Here is a 17322-nt window from a genome sequence, read left to right as displayed (position 1 = left end):
GGAGTGCAAAGGAGATTGTTACCATGGCGACCAAGAAGATCACTGACGATAGCTTCCACGCGGATGTGATCGAGTCCGACAAGCCGGTGCTAGTCGATTTCTGGGCGGAATGGTGCGGCCCGTGCAAGATGATCGGCCCGAGCCTCGAGGAAATTTCCGATGAGCTTGGCGAGCAGGTGACGATCGCCAAGATCAACATCGACGAAAATCCCGATGCGCCGGGCCGCTACGGCGTGCGCGGCATCCCGACCATGATCCTGTTCAAGGGTGGCAACCCGGCCGCGACCAAGGTCGGCGCCGAGCCCAAGGGCCGGATCAAGTCCTGGCTTGAGGGCGCGCTCGCCTGATCAGCCGCCGAATACCGCCGCGGCCTTGTTCCACAATTCGGGCGAGGCCGCGGCAAGCAGCCCAACATCACGGCGTTCCAGCCGATAGGGGCTACCGTCCAGCCGTGCGACTTTCCCACCCGCCTCGCTGACGAACAACGCGCCCGCCGCGTGATCCCACGGGAACAGCCGCTCGAAGAGCGCGACGTCATACTGCCCGTCCACCAGCGCTGGATATTGCGCGGCGGCACAGCGCAGTCCTTCCTTCAGCGACAGGATACCCTCAGCGCGCCGCTCCAGCATCGCCGCCTTCTCGTCCGACATCCAATATTTCGAATAGGTCGCGATCGGCTGGGATCGTTCCACCGTCACGGCACGTACCTGCACATCCTCGATAAAAGCGCCTCTGCCTTTCGCGGCATGGCTCAGTCGATCGGCCACGGGATCGTACAGCCAGCCATGCTGGACCACGCCGTCGTCGACCAGCGCGACGATCATGCCGAACGGCGTGCGGCCCGCCGCAAAATTGTTCGTCCCGTCCAGCGGATCGACCAGCCACAAGCGCCCGGTGCCAATATCATCCAGCAAGGTTGGATCGCTCGCATAGGCTTCTTCGCCGATCACCCGCGCGTGCGGATCGATCGCCCGCAAACCCGTGGCGAGCAGCGCCTCGCTCTCCCGATCTGCGATCGTCACCCAATCGCCCGGCGACTTCTCCTCCCGCTCGGCGGTCGACAATTGCCCGAAGCGCGGCAGGATCGCCGCTCGGGCGACATCAGCGAGCAGCGCCCGAACGCTGCGGTCGAGCGGCGTCAACTGCGGTAATCGGCGTTGATGGAAATATACCCATGCGTCAGGTCGCACGTCCAAACGGTCGCGCGTCCCTCGCCGAGCCCCAGGTCGACCCCGATCTCGATCTCCTGTCCCTTCAGGTGCGCCGCGACCGGCGCCTCGTCATAGCCCTCGACCGCCAGACCACCGCGCGCCACCTGCGTCGTGCCGAACCGGATCGCGAGCTTGTCGCGCTCCGCCGCTTCGCCAGCCTTGCCGACCGCCATCACCACGCGACCCCAATTGGCGTCCTCGCCGGCAATCGCAGTTTTCACCAGCGGCGAGTTCGCGATCGACATGGCGATCCGATGCGCGGAGCGATCGCTTTCGGCCCCTTCGACGGTGATCTCGATCAGCTTCGACGCGCCTTCGCCGTCACGTACGACCAATTGGGCCAGTTGGTGGCACAAATCGGCCAGGGCCGCCCGAAAGGCATCCGCGCCCGCACTATCTTCATCCGCCAGCGGTGCATTGCCGGCCGCCCCGGTGGCGAAGGCAAGCACCGTGTCGCTCGTCGAGGTGTCGCCATCCACCGTGATGCACGAAAACGTCCGGGCGTTGGCGTCCGTCAGCGCGCTCTGCAAGAACGGCGCGTCGAGCGCGGCATCGGTGAAGATGAACCCAAGCATCGTCGCCATGTCCGGTGCGATCATGCCCGATCCCTTGATCACGCCGACCAGCGTCACGGTGCGCCCATCGACGATCGCCGTGGCCGTCGCACCCTTCGCGTATGTGTCTGTGGTGCCGATCGCATCCGCAATCTGCCGCCAGTCGGCAGGCATCGCAGAGAACGCCGCATCCAGCCCGGCCTCCGCCTTGTCGATCGGCAGCGGCACGCCGATTACGCCGGTCGAGGCAACGAACACGTCGGAGGGCTGGCACCCAAGATGCCCCGCCGCCCGCGCGGCGATCGCCTCCACCGCCGCTCGTCCGCGGTTGCCGGTGAACGCGTTCGAGTTCCCCGCATTCACCACCAGCGCCCGCGCTTCTCCCAGCACCAGCGCCTTGCGGCACCATTCCACTTCTGGCGACGGGCACTTCGATTGCGTCAGCACCCCGGCCACCGTGGTGCCCGCGTCCAGCGTGACGAAGCTCAAGTCGCAGCGATCCCAATCCTTGTACCGTGCCCGCGCCACGCGCGGCGTTGCACCTGCGATATCTGGCAGGTCGGGGAAGGGCAGGGCGAGCGGCGAAACAGCGTGCGACATGGCATCCGCCATGCCCCGCTGTCTGCGGTTTGTCACGCGCAGCCGTGCGCAGGCCGCGTGCGCCGATCGACCTTCTCTTGCGACATTATTTCAGTCTAGATGAGACTCCTCGATCGCCACCCAATGCTTTGAACGCAGCAGGAGCCGGACCATCTTTGTCTCTTTGGTGGCGCTGCTGATGTCGTTATCGACCGACGGCGAAGTCCCTGATGGCAAACCCACGCTGATTGCCGGCGCAATCACAGCAGACGATTATCCGGCATCTGCGCACGGCGTTTCGGGGACAACCGTGGTGCGAATCCGGGTCGATGCCGATGGATCTGTCAGCGGCTGCGAGGTTGTCGGGCCCAGCGGGTCTGACGCGCTCGACGAGCACACCTGTTTCCTGATGAAGCAGCGGATGCGCTACGAACCCGCGAAATCGGCGGCGGGGCAGCCGGTTACCTCGACGATCACGCACCGCGTCATTTGGAAAGGTACCGGGCGACCGGACGGTCTTGCCCTGCTGAAGCCCGTCTGGGTCGAGCTTGAACTGATCGTCGCGCCGGATGGGTCAACACGCTCCTGCAACGTGCTCAGGTTCGAAACCCTGACGGGGGAAGCGCCGGATGTCGCCTGCCCCTGGGCGGTACAGGACATGAAGTTTCCGGCCATCGAGGGAAAGAATGACCGAAAGGTCAGGTACCGTAATTCTGTCGAGATCAGCGAAATGCCGGCGGCGCGGTAAAGCGATCGGTCGATCGGACGCGCAAGGCCGCGTGTCGGGAACGGTTTTGGGTTGGACACGTCGCGTCCTCACCCTATGTCGGCACCCGTGAACCTGCTGCTGCTTCTCTCCGCGGTGCTATCGGCGCTGACCGGCGTCGGCGGCGGCGTGCGCGCGCAGGATCGGGCGCGCGCGGTCGCGGAAGGCTCGATCTTGGCGGTAAAGGCTGCCGCTGCGGCACGCATCGCGCCGCGTCGTCCGGTGGCGAGGCTTCCCTCGCTCGTCGCCTCTGCCGTGTTCGGCGGCGGCAGCGCGCTTGCGCTCGTGCCTCATGAGCCAGTGTTCGCCGGCCGCCGGCGCGAATAGGTCGTTCCTAGCCGGCTATTGCCGGGACATTACCGCTTTTTCTCGGGCGCGCGCCGTTTGCAGGCCAGTCGCGCCCTTTCCGATTATCAGGATTCTCCCATGTTCGGCAACATCGCCAAGTCGCTCTTCGGCTCGTCCAACGACCGTTACGTCCGGTCGCTCAATCCGCTGCTGGCGAAGATCGCCTCGTTCGAATCCTCGCTGCAGGCGATGGACGATGCGACGCTCGCTAACCAGACCGCGTTGTTCCGGCAGCGGCTGGCCAACGGGGAAAAGCTCGACGATCTGCTGCCGGAGGCTTTCGCTACCGTGCGCGAGGCCGCGCATCGGGTGCTCGGCCAGCGGCACTACGACGTTCAGATGATCGGCGGCATCGTCCTCCATCGCGGCGAGATCGCCGAGATGCGCACGGGCGAGGGCAAGACGCTCGTCGCGACGCTCGCCACCTATCTGAACGCGCTGCCGGGCGATGGCGTCCACGTCATCACCGTGAACGATTATCTCGCCGCGCGCGACGCCGACTGGATGGGCCGTGTCTATCGCTTCCTCGGCCTGACGGTCGGCGTGATCGTGCCCAACCTGTCTGACGAGCAGCGCCGCGACGCCTATGCCGCCGACATCACCTACGGCACGAATAACGAGTTCGGCTTCGATTACCTGCGCGACAACATGAAGTACGAGCGCGCGTCGATGGTCCAGCGGCCGTTCGCCATGGCGATCGTCGACGAGGTCGATTCGGTCCTGATCGACGAGGCGCGCACGCCGCTGATCATCTCCGGCCCGACCGACGACAAGAGCGACCTCTACATGCAGGTCGATGCGGTCGTGAAGCAGATCACGCCGGACGATTACGAGAAGGACGAAAAGCAGAAGACCATCGTCCTGACCGAGGAAGGTACCGAGCGCGTCGAGCGGCTGCTGGAAGCGGCAGGGCTGCTTGAAGGCGCCAACCTCTACGATTTCGAGAACACGCAGGTGGTGCACCACCTGAACCAGTCGCTGCGCGCGAACGTGATGTTCAAATCGGACATCGATTACATCGTGAAGGACGGCAAGGTCGTCATTATCGACGAGTTCACCGGCCGCATGATGGATGGCCGGCGCTGGTCCGATGGCCTTCACCAGGCGGTCGAGGCGAAGGAGGGCGTGCAGATCGAGCCCGAGAACCAGACCATGGCCTCGATCACCTTCCAGAACTATTTCCGCATGTATCCCAAGCTCGCCGGCATGACCGGCACCGCCTCGACCGAAGCGGCGGAATTCTTCGACATCTACAAGATGAACGTCGTCACCATCCCGACGAACAAGCCGATCCACCGCGTCGACGAGGAAGACGAGTTCTACAAGGATACGCATGACAAATTCCGCGCGATCGCCAAGCGCATTCGCCAGCATGCCGAAAAGGGCCAGCCGGTGCTCGTCGGCACGGTTTCGATCGAAAAGTCCGAGCTGCTCAGCGACTTCCTAAAGCAGGAGGGCGTCGATCATTCGGTGCTGAACGCGCGCTATCACGAGCAGGAAGCGCATATCGTGGCGCAGGCGGGCCGCCTTGGCGCCGTCACCATCGCGACCAACATGGCGGGCCGCGGCACCGACATCCAGCTCGGCGGCAACCTGGAATTCCGCGCCGAGGACGAGCTCGCCGGTATGCCCGAGGGGCCGGAGCGTGACGCGGCGATGGCGCAGATCAAGGCCGAGATCGCGGCTGAAAAGGCGCGCGTGCTCGAGGCTGGCGGCCTCTTCGTGCTCGGTACCGAGCGGCACGAAAGCCGCCGCATCGACAACCAGCTACGCGGTCGTTCGGGCCGGCAGGGCGATCCGGGCCTGAGCCGTTTCTATCTCAGCCTGGACGACGACCTGCTGCGCATCTTCGGGCCGGACACGCTCTTTGCCAAGATGATGCGCAACAACATTGAGGATGGCGAGGCGATCGGCAGCAAGTGGCTGACCAAGGCGATCGAAACCGCGCAGAAGAAGGTCGAGGCGCGCAACTACGACATCCGCAAGCAGGTCGTCGAATACGACGACGTGATGAACGATCAGCGCAAGGTGATCTACGAGCAGCGTGCCGACATCATGGACGCCGAGACGGTCGGCGACGTGGTCGAGGACATGCGCGCCGAGACGGTGAACACGATCGTGGGCGAGGCGTGTCCGGTCGGTTCGTATCCCGAGCAGTGGAACGTCGAGGGTATGAAGGATAGGCTCGCCGAAATCCTGAATCTGACGCCGCCGATCGACCGCTGGCTGGAAGAGGATGCGGTCGACCCGGAGATCATCACCGAGCGTGTGCAGGCCGAGGCGGATGCCATGGTCGCCGCCAAGGCTGCCGAGCTGGAGCCGGAAACCTGGACGCAGGTCGAAAAGTCGATCCTGCTCCAGAACCTCGACCATCACTGGAAGGAGCACCTCGCGACGCTCGATGCGCTGCGGCAGGTGGTTCACCTGCGCGCCTATGCGCAGAAGACGCCGATCAACGAGTACAAGCAGGAGGCGTTCGCGCTCTTCCAGCGCATGCTCGACAATATCCGCGAGGATGTGACGAAGACGATCGCGCACGCGCAGTTCCAGCTTCAGGCGCCGCCGCCGCTGCCCGATCTGCCGGACTTCATCACGACGCACTTCGATCCGTTCTCGGGCGAGGACAATTCGGCGGATATCGATGCCGGCACGCTCGGCCTGATCCAGTCGCAGGTCCCGCCGATGCAGATTCCGCAGCCGACCGCAGCCGATCTCGGACAGGATCCGGAGAGTTGGCAGGGGGCCGTCAGCCGCAACGCCCCATGCCCTTGCGGGTCGGGCCGCAAGTACAAGCACTGCCACGGCGCAGTCTGAGCAGCGGCAGGCCGGCGCTTACCCCGCCGGCCTTCGTGCAGCAGCAAAGACGTGTCGCGGCGTCAGTCGCCGCCGCAGCAAGCCACAGAAAAAAGCCCTCGCCGGTCGCGGCGAGGGCTTTTCCTTATTGATTAGTGTTTAGATCAGCGGCGGCCGCGCTGCTCCGGCAGGATGATCGTCGGCCCGAGCCGGTTCATCACGTCGCGCGCCTGGAACGCGCGAACTTCGCCCGCTGGCGGTGCGCCGCGACCCATTACGATTTCGGCCGACGCCTCGTAGCGATCGACGGTGCGGACGTCGAAGTCGTTGAAGCCGCCACCCCACGGGCCCCAGCCGCCCCAGCCGCCCCATGGGCGACCGTAGAAGCGCCACGACGGGCCCCAATAGCCACCCCAGCCACCATAGCCCCAGCCCGGGCCGAAGCCGGCCCCCGGCGTCGAATAGGTCCGAGCCTGGCGATCGGTCTGGCGATCAACCGTCACGAAATAGTCGAACCCGTTCTGAAGCGTCAGCTCCGCCGCGCGGAACAGCAGATAGCGCTCCACCGTGTCCCGATCGGTCACGGTATTGCCGGCAAAGGTCACCAGAAAGCGGTTCGCTTCCACCTGACGTTCGCTGAAGCCGGTGCGGTTGAAGCCCGAGCCCGTGGCCGGGCGATATGGCGTTTCCGTGGCGCAGCCGGCCACAAGCAAGGCGCCGGATACGGCCGTCGCCATCAGCAGGCTGCGACCGGTACGCAAGATATTCATTAGTCCGTCTCCGAAGGCCGCCCTATCGGCGGATAATCACGCATATAGCTGTTAGAGACGGAACGTCCGATGAACGGATTGGCTCCGAAAAACACCGGCTTGTCGCAGTCCGAAATCAGCGAGACAAGGTTTGTAACGCCTTGGCATCGCTCAAATAAGCGTTGAGCACGGTCTCGTTGATCACGTCCCAGCGATAACCTGCCGCTTTCGCATGACCGGCGCTTCCCATTGCAGCGCGTCGTTCAGCGTCTGCGATCAGCATCGACAGGGCGTCGGCATAGGCCTCGATGTCGCGCGGCTCGACCAGAAACCCCGTACGCTCGTCATCCACCAGGCCGACGGCCCCAGACGCGCGGGCCGCCACCACGGGGACGCCGGCGGCCATCGCTTCCAGTGTCACGTTGCCGAACGTCTCGGTGACGCTGGGATTGAAAAAGACGTCCATCGACGCGACACAGCGGCCGAGCGCATCGCCGGTCTGGAAACCGGCAAAGGCGGCGTCGGGCACCTGCGAGGCGAACCAGTCGCGCGCCGGCCCTTCGCCGATCACCAGGACGCGATGCGCGATGTTGCGGCGCTTCAACGCGTCGGCCACCGCGGCGAAGACGTCGAGCCCCTTTTCCTTGACCAGCCGTCCGAGAAACCCGATCGCGACCTCATCGTCGGCAATCCCAAGGCTGCGGCGCCATGCCATGTCGCGGCGGGTCGGCGAAAAGCGCTGATGATTGACGCCGCGTGACCAGACGGTGGTCGGCGTCGTCACGCCCCAGTCACGCAGGATGTCGCCAAGCAGCGGCCCCGGCACCAGCACGCGATCCACGCGCCCGTAGAAGCGGGCGAGCATCCGCTCGAATACCGGTTCAATTACGGCGAGCCCGTAATAGCGCGGGTAGGTTTCGAAGCGCGTGTGCAGCGAGGCCACGCGGGTGATCCCATGACGGCGCGCATAGCTGACCGCGCGATGCCCGAGGATGTCAGGCGCTGACACATGAATGAGGTTGGGCGCGAACGCCGCCAGATCGCGCCGGATCTTTGCGGGCAGGCCACGCGCCAGCCGATACTCGCCGCGCTCACCCGGCAGGGGAATGGCGGGCACATCCACAAGGTCGCCGGTTGCAGGGAAAGCCGGCTCGGCGACGGTGGGCGAATAGACGCGCACCGCCACACCGCGGCTGAGGAGATGGCCGACCAGCGAGTTCAGCGCCTGGTTCGCACCGTCACGCGTGTAATTATAGTTGCCGCTGAAAAGTGCGACGCGAAGGTCAGACGGCTGCATGATCGACGCGGCCTAGTGCTTGATTGCGGCGAACGCTAGGCAATGTGTCGGTCACTGCTACGCCGCCGGGTTGATGTCGCCCTTGCGCGCCAGTCGCCGAATACGTGGCTCGCGGTTCAGCTTGGCGCCTTGGCGGATCGTCTGGCGTAATTCGTCGCGCTTTTCGTGGATGGAGGCGATGACCGGCCCCATCGCGACGCCCAGGTCGACGAGCACCGCTTCCGACAGCTGCAACGAGCTCTCAAGCGTCTCCGGCACTGCGTCGGTCACGCCGGCCCGGTATAGCTCGGTCGCATGCGCCGCATCACGGGCGCGCGCGACGATCGGCAGGTCCGGCGCCAGCGCTCGGACGCGCCGCGTCAGCCGCACGGTAAGCACCGGATCGTCCATCGTCAGCACCAGCGCGCGCGCCGCCTGGAGATTGAGCCGATCGACCAGTTCAGGCCGTATGACATCTCCGTAAAGCACCGACCGGCCCGCCAAGCGGGACGCTTTCACCGCGTCGATGTCGGCTTCGACGGCAAGGTACGGCTGCTGGTGGCGATCGAGCAAATCGGCAACCATCCGGCCAACACGCCCAAACCCGATGATCACCGTATGCTGGCTGACGTCGGGCGGTGTGGCGGATGTAGCCACATCGCCCTCGATCCGCTTGGAGACTGCGCTGCCAGCCTTGGCGAGGACGGGCGTGATGGTCAGGCCGATGGCAGTGACGGTCTGCCAGAATGCGGCGGTGGATGGCTGGATCAACTGTGCCTGCGCCGCTGTCGCCAGCACGATCAGCGTGGTCTCCGACGGGCTGCCCATCAGCAAGCCCGTCTCGGCGGCAATACCACGCCGCGCGTTGGCGATGCGCAGCAGCAGATAGGTCACGACCGTCTTCACCGCGACGACGCCTGCGACGGCAAGCAGCAGGTCGGACCAGTTCTTGACGATCAGTCTGAGGTCCAGGCTCATGCCCACGCTGATCAGGAAAACGCCCAATGCCAAACCCTTGAAGGGCGCTGTTATCACCTCGACTTCGGTGTGATACTCGGTTTCGGCGATCAGCAGCCCGGCGAGCAGGGCGCCGACGATCGGTGATAAGCCAGCAGCCGTGGTCGCAACGCTGGCAACGATCACCACCAGCAAGGAGGCGGCCAGAAACAGCTCGGGGCTTTTGGTGCGCGCCGCCTGGGCGAACAGGCGCGGGAGGATCAGGCGACCGGCCAAGTAGATCGCGACCACGGTGAGGCCGCCACGCAGCGCCACCATGCCGATATTCTCGGCACCTTCCGCACCGGCGGAGGGCGCAAAGGCACCCAGCGCAAAGATGATCGGCACCAGCGCGATGTCCTCGAACAGCAGCATGGCGAATGCCCCGCGGCCGACCGCGCTGGTGGTGCCCACCAGCGGCAGGACGAGCGCGGTGGAGGATAGCGCCAGCGCCAGCCCGAGCCCGATGGCGCCCGGCCAGTCTTGCCCCAGCAGGTGCAATCCCGCCCCGATGATCAGCGCAGAGCCCAGCAGTTCGGCGGGGCCGATCCCGGCGATCAGCCGCCGCATCGACCACAGACGTTTGAACGACAGCTCCAGCCCGATCGAGAACAGGAGCAGCACGATACCGAACTCCGCGAACGGCTCGATCGAGTGCGGGTCTGAAATCGTCAGGTAGTAAAGCCACGGCGCGCGATCGACCTGGCTGCCGAGGCCGGCGGGTCCGACTAACAGGCCGACCAGGATGAAGCCGATGACCGGGCTGATCCTGAAACGGGCAAACGCCGGGATGACGAGGCCGGCAGCGCCGAGGATGACCAGTGCGTCAGAAAATTGTGGGTTGTCGAGACCGATCGCCATGCACGTCCCATGCCTTGATCGGGAGTGATTGTCAGTAACGCTCTCTGCTGCAGGCGCTAAGTCGCGTCGCAGAGCGCACATTTCTGTATGATCGGGCATGTGGCCGGCCGTCACAGCGTCGCGGCCGCAGCGCATTCTCGAACAGGCCGACGTGGGCCGTTACGCGGCCGAAAATAGGCCGCCATCTCCCGATGGTATCTAGACAATAATGGCAGGTCCCGGCCACTCGCCGGGACCTGCCATAAATAACGCAATCAGCTTAGGCCCAGGTAGCCATCTTCTTTTCGAGGTTGACGCGAACCGCCTCAAAGAACTGCTCGGTCGTCATCCACTTCTGATCGGGGCCGATCAGGATCGCGAGATCCTTCGTCATGTCGCCGTTCTCCACCGTCTCGATGCAGACCTTTTCCAGCTCTTCGGCAAAGCGTGTGACGTCCGGCGTGTTGTCAAACTTGCCGCGGAACTTCAGGCCGCCGGTCCACGCAAAGATCGACGCGATTGGGTTCGTCGAGGTCGCCTTGCCCTGCTGGTGCTGGCGATAGTGGCGCGTGACGGTGCCGTGGGCCGCTTCCGCCTCGATCGTCTTGCCGTCCGGCGTCATCAGCACCGACGTCATGAGGCCGAGCGAGCCGAAGCCCTGCGCCACCTGGTCGGACTGCACGTCGCCGTCGTAGTTCTTGCAGGCCCAGACGAACTCGCCGTTCCACTTCAGCGCCGAAGCGACCATGTCGTCGATCAGGCGGTGCTCGTAGGTTATGCCGAGTTCCTTGAACTTCTCGACGAACTCCGCCTCGTAAACCTCGGCAAAGATGTCCTTGAAGCGGCCGTCATAAGCCTTGAGGATCGTGTTCTTGGTCGACAGGTACACCGGCCAATTGCGGTTGATGCCGTAGTTCAGCGAGGCACGCGCGAAATCGCGGATCGACTCGTCGAGGTTGTACATGCCCATCGCAACACCGGCGCCCGGGAAGTCGAACACCTCATGCTCGATCTCCTGGCCGTCCTCGCCCGTCCACTTCATGGTCAGCTTACCGGCGCCCGGCACCTTGAAGTCGGTCGCGCGATACTGGTCGCCGAATGCGTGACGACCGACGACGATCGGGTGCGTCCAGCCCGGGATCAGGCGCGGGACGTTCTTGATCACGATTGGCTCGCGGAACACCACGCCGCCCAGGATGTTGCGGATCGTCCCGTTGGGCGAACGCCACATCTTCTTGAGGCCGAATTCCTCGACGCGTGCTTCGTCCGGCGTAATCGTGGCGCACTTCACGCCGACGCCATACTTCTGGATCGCCTTTGCGCTGTCTACCGTGACCTTGTCATCGGTGTTGTCGCGATGCTCCATGCCAAGATCGTAGTAATCGAGGTCGATATCCAGATAGGGCTTGATCAGGCGCTCGCGGATCCATTCCCAGATGATCCGCGTCATCTCGTCGCCGTCGATCTCCACGACGGGCGTTTTCACCTTGATCTTGGCCATTATCCGTTTCCTTTGAGGGAGGGTCTGGCGCGGTCGATAGGGGGAAGGGGGCGGGGGATCAACCATCGCCGCGCCCGCGTTGTGCACATCGGCTACCCCCGCTACACAAGGCCGCATGCCTTCATTACCGAAACCCGAAGAACAGGGTCTGCCCGTCACCACCACCGTGAAATGGCGCTTCCCCGCCGTCCATCCGGAGGGGCAGAAGTTCACTGCGATCGCCTTCGGCATCACATTGCTGATGACCATCGTGCACAGCGTCTTTTTCTGGCCGCTGCTCGGCGTTACAGCCTGGGTAGCGGCTTTCTTCCGGGATCCGATCCGCACCACGCCGCGTGGCGAGGATCTGATCGTATCGCCAGCAGACGGCCTGGTGACGATGATCGCCGATGTTCCGGTGCCGCGCGAACTGATGGCCGAACTGGGTGCGGAGCGAATGACCCGCGTGTCGGTGTTCATGAGTGTCTTTGACGTCCACATCAATCGCTCGCCGATCGCTGGCACCATTCGTCAGGTCGTTTATATCTCGGGCAAGTTCCTCAACGCCGATCTGGACAAGGCATCGGAGGATAACGAGCGCCAACATTTCGTGGTCAAGGGATTTGACGGCCGCAAGGTCGCCTTCACACAGATTGCGGGTCTGGTTGCCCGCCGCATCATGGGCTTCGTGAAGGTCGGAGATATCGTTGCGGCGGGTCAGCGCATCGGCCTGATCCGCTTTGGCAGCCGCGTCGACGTCTATCTGCCGGCCGGCTATGCGCCGCAGGTGGCGCTTGGCCAGCGCGCGATCGCCGGCGAGACCGTGCTGGGCCGCGCCGGCGTGGTCGCTGCCACGGGCGTGGCGCAGTGAGGCGCCCAATCCGGCCGCGCCGTGGCTTGCCGCTCCGCGCGGTCGCGCCAAACGCAATAACCGCGCTCGCTTTGTGCTCGGGCCTCAGTGGCGTTCAGTTCGCGGTCAAGGCACGCATGATGGAGAACGATCTCGTTCTTCTGCGCGGGCCGGAGCTTGCGGCGCTAAGCGATCGGGTCGCCACGCATTGGCAGCTTGCCGTTGCCTTTGTTTTGATCGCCGGACTGCTCGACGGCATCGACGGACGGATCGCCCGGCTGCTGCACGGTGAAAGCCGTTTCGGTGCCGAACTCGATTCACTTGCGGACGCGATTTCCTTTGGCGTGTCGCCCGCGCTGATTCTTTACCTCTGGTCGCTCTCGTCATTGCCGCGTTTCGGCTGGATGGCTGCGCTGATGCTGGCGGTGTTTGCAGCGCTGCGGCTCGCCCGGTTCAATGCAAACATCGATGCCGATGACCAGCCGCACAAATCCGCAGGCTTCCTTACTGGCGTGCCAGCGCCGGCCGGCGCTGGTCTGGCGCTGTTGCCCATGTTTCTGTGGTTCTGGACGGAGGAGCCGGTGCTCCGCTCGCCCTACCTCGTGGCGCCATGGGCCGTGCTGGCGGCATTGCTGATGGTATCGAGTGTGGCGACCTGGTCGTGGTCGTCGATGCGGCTGCGACGCAACATCCGCTTCGAGGCGATCGCGTTGGTAGTGATCGTCGCGGCAGCGGCAGTCACGGCGCCTTGGCATACCGTCAGCGCCATTAGCACTGCCTACCTGCTGGCTTTGCCGTTCAGCATCGCCAGCTACGCCAGGGTCAAGCGGCTGCGCGCATCCGGTGTGCCGACGTCGGCCGCGCCGTCTGTGCCGCCCAGCGCCTGACCGCGATCCGCTGCTCGGCGCGTACCAGCGCCGCCAGCGGGTGGCGATCTGCTGGTGCTTGCCCCCGCAGTGCACCGATGATCCGGTCTTTGTGCATGCCGATCGTCACCGACAAGGTGTAGATCGAGATCACAAACGCACTGGCAAAAACCGCAAAACTCACGACCGCCATCATTGTCCGCCTCCATGGCTCTTGCGAACCGTCCCGCGTAAACAGCTGAAAACACCTGTCGTTCCCGTGCTCGTTACTGACGAGCACGGCTCTTCTCGCGAAGGAGCGGGCGTTTAACTCAGCAGATCTACAACGTTCTTGTCTCGTTCTTTTCTATGTTCCACACCTGTTCGCGGGCGTCAAGCGGTTGTGGCGGCGCTTGATAGATGCCGTGATTTCGTCTAGGGGCGCGGGCCTCAACTCCGCATGGGAAGCAAAACCACCGGTGCGCTGCCTTTCAGGCTCGCGTCATCCGCTTCCCAGAGGCCTAACCGGAAGGAACACAGACTATGGCGGCACCTGTCGTCACGATGCAGCAGCTTATCGAAACCGGCGCGCACTTCGGCCACCAGACCCACCGCTGGAACCCGAAGATGAAGCCGTACCTGTTCGGTGATCGCAACGGCGTCCACATCATCGACCTCTCGCAGACCGTGCCGCTCTTCGCGCGCGCGCTCGAATTCATCAGCTCCACCGTCGCCGGCGGCGGCAAGGTGCTGTTCGTCGGCACCAAGCGCCAGGCGCAGGAGCCTGTTGCGGACGCGGCACGCCGCGCGGGTCAGCACTTCGTCAACCACCGCTGGCTGGGCGGCATGCTCACCAACTGGAAGACGATTTCCAACTCGATCAAGCGTCTCAAGGCACTTGAGGAGCAGCTGTCGGGTGACACCCACGGCCTCACCAAGAAGGAAGTGCTGCAACTGACCCGCGAGCGCGACAAGCTCGAGATGAGCCTGGGCGGCATCCGCGACATGGGCGGCATTCCCGACATCATGTTCGTGATCGACGCGAACAAGGAAGAGCTGGCGATCAAGGAAGCCAACACGCTCGGTATCCCGGTCGTCGCGATTCTTGATTCGAACGTGTCGCCGGACGGCATTGCGTTCCCGGTCCCGGCGAACGACGACGCCAGCCGTGCGATCTGGCTGTATTGCGAGGCCGTTGCGATCGCCGCGACGCGTGGCAATGCAGAGCAGCAGCGCCGTGGCGGTGCGGACTTCGGCGCAATGGCCGAGCCGCCTGCCGAGGAAGCGCTGGGCAGCGATCCGGTCGTCCCGGCTGCTGGTGCTGAAGAATCGCAGCAGGTCGACGCATAAGCCTCGGGCTTCGACAAGCACCTCACCAATTCGTGCCGAGTTTGTCGAAGCACTGTCGCTTCCCTGCAATAATGCGGAGAGAAGGGCGGTTCTTCGGTAGGCTCGGCACGAGCGGTTTCTACAAGGGCTGATCCCACCTCACCGGATCCACAGGAAGGATTACACGATGGCCGATATTACGGCAGCGATGGTCAAGGACCTGCGCGAGAAGAGCGGCGCGGGCATGATGGATTGCAAAAAGGCGCTGAACGAGACCGGCGGCGACATGGATGCCGCGCTCGACTGGCTGCGTACCAAGGGGCTCGCGGCTGCCGCCAAGAAGTCCAGCCGCACCGCGGCCGAGGGTCTGGTCGGCATCGAGGTCAGCGGCACCAAGGGTGCAGCCGTCGAGGTGAACTCGGAAACCGATTTTGTTGCAAAGAACGGGCAGTTCCAGCAGTTCGTCCGTGAAGTGACGCAGATCGCGCTCGCCACCGGTGGTGATGTTGACGCGCTGAAGGGCGGGGCGATGCCGTCGGGCACCACCGTCGAGGAGGTGCTGACCAAGAACATCGCGACGATCGGCGAGAACCAGTCGCTGCGTCGTGCAAAGCGCCTTGAAGTGTCCAAGGGTGCGGTCGTTGGGTACGTCCACAACCAGCAGGCGCCGGGCCTTGGCAAGATCGGCGTGCTCGTCGCGCTCGAGAGCGAGGCGTCGGACGAGGTGCTGCAGGCGCTCGGCAAGCAGCTCGCGATGCACGTCGCCGCCGCCTTCCCGAAAGCGCTGAACGAGGAAGATCTGGACGAGTCCGAGATCGAGCGCGAGCGCGCGATCGCCGCCGAGAAGGCCGGTGAGAGTGGCAAGCCTGCCGACATCGTCGCCAAGATGGTCGAGGGCACCATCGCGAAGTACCGCAAGGAGCATGCGCTGGTCAGCCAGCTGTTCGTGATGGACGGCAAGACCAAGATCAGCGACGTCGTTGCCAAGGCGGGCAAGGATGCCGGTGCGACGATCGTGCTGAAGGACTATGTCCGCTTCCAGCTCGGCGAAGGCATCGAAAAGGAAGAGTCGGATTTCGCGGCTGAAGTTGCGGCTGCCTCGGGCGTGCCGCAGAACAAGCAGGCCGAGACCGCCGTCTGATTGCTGACGGGCGGCGCGTGATCGCCGCCTGACCTTTTGCATCCCGGCGCTGCCGGGGCTCCGCTTTCCGTTTGCCATCGGCAATCGGGGGCGGTGCTCCAGTCGGCGCCGGGATAAGCTTTGTGTGGCGAGGACGTTTCACGTGCGTCGTCGCCGTTATAGTAGTGGTTGCGGCTCCTGCGGCGCTTCCCTAAGGTTCCGCTGCCCGGCTCCAGTTGTATCGGATCAAATGACAAGCCCTCGTTACAAACGCATCCTCCTGAAGCTTTCGGGCGAAGTTCTGATGGGGGCGGATGGCTTGGCCATCGACCCTGCCGTAACCGGCCGTGTTGCCGAAGAGATCGCGGATGTTAAGGCGCAGGGCTATGAGCTTTGCGTCGTCGTTGGCGGAGGCAACATCTTCCGCGGATTGGCGGCGGCGGCCAAGGGTTTCGATCGCGGTACCGCGGATTACATGGGCATGCTGGCGACGGTCATGAACGCATTGGCCGTGCAGAATGCCTTGGAACAGATCGGGGTAGATACGCGGGTGCAGTCCGCCATTCCGATGCAGTCGGTGTGCGAGCCGTTCATCCGTCGCCGTGCGGTGCGCCATCTCGAAAAGAACCGCGTCGTAATCTTCGCCGCCGGTGTCGGATCGCCGTTCTTCACGACGGATAGCGGCGCAGCACTGCGTGCGGCCGAGATGAACTGCGACGCATTGTTCAAGGGAACGAGCGTCGACGGTATTTACAATGCCGACCCGAAGAAGGTGTCGAGCGCGACGCGCTACGAGACGATCTCGTACGACACGGTGCTGTCGAAAAATCTCAAAGTCATGGACGCGAGTGCCGTGGCGTTGTGCCGCGATTCCAATATCCCGATCGTCGTGTTCAACATCCGCGAGCACGGCAATTTTGCCGATGTGCTGCGCGGTGAGGGCGTTTCGACGATCGTCACGAGTGAGCAGGAGATGACTGATGGCCGCCTATGATAAAGCGGATCTTGAGCGCCGCATGGCCGGCGCGGTGGACTCGCTGAAGGGTGATCTGGCGGGTCTGCGCACCGGCCGGGCCTCCACGGCCCTGCTCGATCCGGTGACCGTCGAGGTTTATGGCGCCCACATGCCGCTGAACCAGGTCGCGACCGTATCCGCGCCCGAGCCGCGCATGCTCTCGGTGCAGGTGTGGGACAAAAGCAACGTCGGCCCGGTTGAAAAGGCGATCCGGTCGGCTGGTCTCGGTCTCAACCCGATCAACGATGGTCAAACGTTGCGTCTGCCGATCCCCGATCTCACGGAGGAGCGCCGCAAGGAGCTGGCCAAGCTTGCTGGCTCTTATTCGGAAAAGGCGAAGGTGGCGGTTCGCAACGTGCGGCGCGACGGGCTCGATAATCTGAAGACGGACGAGAAGAAGGGCGTCTTCGGCGAGGACGAGCGCAAGCGCCACGAGGTCGAGGTGCAGAAGCTGACTGACGCTACGATCGCCGATATCGACGCGGTTGCCGGTGCCAAGGAAAAGGAAATCCTGGGCAAGTGACATCGGGCGGTTCCGATCACCTTGCGCGTGTAACGCCCGTTTCGCTGT

Annotated in this window: 16 protein-coding genes; 10 read left to right on the top strand and 6 right to left on the bottom strand. The window is 64.1% G+C overall.

Translation table 11 applies throughout. The features are described 5' to 3' along the window. Window positions 1-23: 23 nt before the first annotated feature. Window positions 24-347 carry a thioredoxin TrxA gene (gene trxA / locus SPDO_RS04725; protein ID WP_088366220.1) on the top strand — a complete coding sequence of 108 codons (324 nt, stop codon included), beginning with the start codon at window positions 24-26 and terminating at the stop codon, window positions 345-347. Here the strand turns inward: trxA and SPDO_RS04720 are convergent, their stop codons facing one another. Together SPDO_RS04720 and argJ are read right to left on the bottom strand one after the other, a co-directional pair. After that, on the bottom strand, window positions 348-1142 hold the full coding sequence (locus tag SPDO_RS04720; protein WP_088366219.1) for an inositol monophosphatase family protein: 795 nt from the start codon (window positions 1140-1142) through the stop codon (window positions 348-350). It lies immediately after the preceding gene. After that, window positions 1139-2365, bottom strand: coding sequence for a bifunctional glutamate N-acetyltransferase/amino-acid acetyltransferase ArgJ (gene argJ, locus SPDO_RS04715; protein WP_088366218.1), 1227 nt, complete (start codon window positions 2363-2365; stop codon window positions 1139-1141). Before argJ ends, SPDO_RS04720 begins: the two co-directional genes overlap by 4 nt. 166 nt (window positions 2366-2531) lie before the next feature. Between argJ and SPDO_RS04710 the strand changes: the two genes are divergently transcribed. The 3 genes from SPDO_RS04710 to secA all read left to right on the top strand — a co-directional run bounded on the left by SPDO_RS04710 (window position 2532) and on the right by secA (window position 6272). Beyond that, window positions 2532-3092 (top strand): energy transducer TonB, encoded by a 561-nt coding sequence (locus SPDO_RS04710; protein WP_143559575.1) that lies wholly within the window; start codon window positions 2532-2534, stop codon window positions 3090-3092. Between the two features lie 87 nt (window positions 3093-3179). Further along, entirely contained in the window at window positions 3180-3437 is a 258-nt protein-coding gene (locus tag SPDO_RS04705; RefSeq protein WP_088366392.1) for a hypothetical protein, read from the top strand. 99 nt (window positions 3438-3536) lie between these two features. Continuing rightward, window positions 3537-6272, top strand: coding sequence for a preprotein translocase subunit SecA (secA, locus tag SPDO_RS04700; protein ID WP_088366216.1), 2736 nt, complete (start codon window positions 3537-3539; stop codon window positions 6270-6272). Window positions 6273-6415: 143 nt separating this feature from the next. On the opposite strand, the gene SPDO_RS04695 is transcribed toward secA, so the two are convergent. From SPDO_RS04695 to SPDO_RS04680, 4 genes are all read right to left on the bottom strand, one after another. Next, the gene (locus tag SPDO_RS04695; RefSeq protein ID WP_245829105.1) at window positions 6416-7021 is read right to left on the bottom strand and encodes a CC0125/CC1285 family lipoprotein; all 606 of its coding nucleotides are present in this window, start codon (window positions 7019-7021) and stop codon (window positions 6416-6418) included. A 115-nt stretch (window positions 7022-7136) separates the two neighbouring features. Further along, a complete protein-coding gene (locus SPDO_RS04690) occupies window positions 7137-8297 on the bottom strand; it encodes a glycosyltransferase family 4 protein (RefSeq protein WP_088366215.1) in 1161 nt (386 codons plus the stop codon). Window positions 8298-8354: 57 nt separating this feature from the next. Continuing rightward, complete coding sequence (locus SPDO_RS04685) at window positions 8355-10133, bottom strand: cation:proton antiporter domain-containing protein (RefSeq protein WP_088366214.1); 1779 nt, start codon at window positions 10131-10133, stop codon at window positions 8355-8357. Window positions 10134-10392: 259 nt separating this feature from the next. Continuing rightward, window positions 10393-11613 carry an NADP-dependent isocitrate dehydrogenase gene (locus SPDO_RS04680; RefSeq protein WP_088366213.1) on the bottom strand — a complete coding sequence of 407 codons (1221 nt, stop codon included), beginning with the start codon at window positions 11611-11613 and terminating at the stop codon, window positions 10393-10395. Window positions 11614-11728: 115 nt separating this feature from the next. On the opposite strand from SPDO_RS04680, the gene SPDO_RS04675 reads away from it, so the two are divergent. From SPDO_RS04675 to frr, 6 genes are all read left to right on the top strand, one after another. Further along, window positions 11729-12463: a phosphatidylserine decarboxylase gene (locus SPDO_RS04675; protein WP_088366212.1), complete on the top strand. Its 735-nt coding sequence runs from the start codon at window positions 11729-11731 to the stop codon at window positions 12461-12463. Continuing rightward, window positions 12460-13329, top strand: a complete 870-nt coding sequence (locus SPDO_RS04670; RefSeq protein WP_088366211.1) for a CDP-alcohol phosphatidyltransferase family protein — start codon at window positions 12460-12462, stop codon at window positions 13327-13329. The genes SPDO_RS04675 and SPDO_RS04670 overlap by 4 nt, the downstream gene beginning before the upstream one ends. A gap of 501 nt (window positions 13330-13830) precedes the next feature. After that, on the top strand, window positions 13831-14637 hold the full coding sequence (gene rpsB / locus SPDO_RS04660) for a 30S ribosomal protein S2 (protein WP_088366209.1): 807 nt from the start codon (window positions 13831-13833) through the stop codon (window positions 14635-14637). Between the two features lie 166 nt (window positions 14638-14803). Further along, window positions 14804-15757, top strand: coding sequence for a translation elongation factor Ts (tsf, locus tag SPDO_RS04655; RefSeq protein WP_088366208.1), 954 nt, complete (start codon window positions 14804-14806; stop codon window positions 15755-15757). Window positions 15758-15986: 229 nt separating this feature from the next. Then, window positions 15987-16730 carry a UMP kinase gene (gene pyrH / locus SPDO_RS04650; RefSeq protein WP_088366207.1) on the top strand — a complete coding sequence of 248 codons (744 nt, stop codon included), beginning with the start codon at window positions 15987-15989 and terminating at the stop codon, window positions 16728-16730. Then, window positions 16717-17274 (top strand): ribosome recycling factor, encoded by a 558-nt coding sequence (frr, locus tag SPDO_RS04645; RefSeq protein WP_088366206.1) that lies wholly within the window; start codon window positions 16717-16719, stop codon window positions 17272-17274. The genes pyrH and frr overlap by 14 nt, the downstream gene beginning before the upstream one ends. The last annotated feature ends 48 nt before the right edge of the window (window positions 17275-17322 follow it).

The organism is Sphingomonas dokdonensis (genome assembly GCF_002197685.1).
Taxonomy (GTDB): Bacteria; Pseudomonadota; Alphaproteobacteria; order Sphingomonadales; family Sphingomonadaceae; genus Sphingomonas; species Sphingomonas dokdonensis.
This window is presented reverse-complemented; position numbering and strand designations above follow the sequence as displayed.

Bases quoted from the DNA above. Each gene is read 5' to 3' on its own strand.
- trxA (WP_088366220.1), top strand. From the start codon at position 24: ATGGCGACCAAGAAGATCACTGACGATAGCTTCCACGCGGATGTGATC.
- argJ (WP_088366218.1), bottom strand. From the start codon at position 2,365: ATGTCGCACGCTGTTTCGCCGCTCGCCCTGCCCTTCCCCGACCTGCCA.
- secA (WP_088366216.1), top strand. From the start codon at position 3,537: ATGTTCGGCAACATCGCCAAGTCGCTCTTCGGCTCGTCCAACGACCGT.
- SPDO_RS04695 (WP_245829105.1), bottom strand. From the start codon at position 7,021: ATGAATATCTTGCGTACCGGTCGCAGCCTGCTGATGGCGACGGCCGTA.
- SPDO_RS04690 (WP_088366215.1), bottom strand. From the start codon at position 8,297: ATGCAGCCGTCTGACCTTCGCGTCGCACTTTTCAGCGGCAACTATAAT.
- SPDO_RS04685 (WP_088366214.1), bottom strand. From the start codon at position 10,133: ATGGCGATCGGTCTCGACAACCCACAATTTTCTGACGCACTGGTCATC.
- SPDO_RS04680 (WP_088366213.1), bottom strand. From the start codon at position 11,613: ATGGCCAAGATCAAGGTGAAAACGCCCGTCGTGGAGATCGACGGCGAC.
- SPDO_RS04675 (WP_088366212.1), top strand. From the start codon at position 11,729: ATGCCTTCATTACCGAAACCCGAAGAACAGGGTCTGCCCGTCACCACC.
- rpsB (WP_088366209.1), top strand. From the start codon at position 13,831: ATGGCGGCACCTGTCGTCACGATGCAGCAGCTTATCGAAACCGGCGCG.
- tsf (WP_088366208.1), top strand. From the start codon at position 14,804: ATGGCCGATATTACGGCAGCGATGGTCAAGGACCTGCGCGAGAAGAGC.
- pyrH (WP_088366207.1), top strand. From the start codon at position 15,987: ATGACAAGCCCTCGTTACAAACGCATCCTCCTGAAGCTTTCGGGCGAA.
- frr (WP_088366206.1), top strand. From the start codon at position 16,717: ATGGCCGCCTATGATAAAGCGGATCTTGAGCGCCGCATGGCCGGCGCG.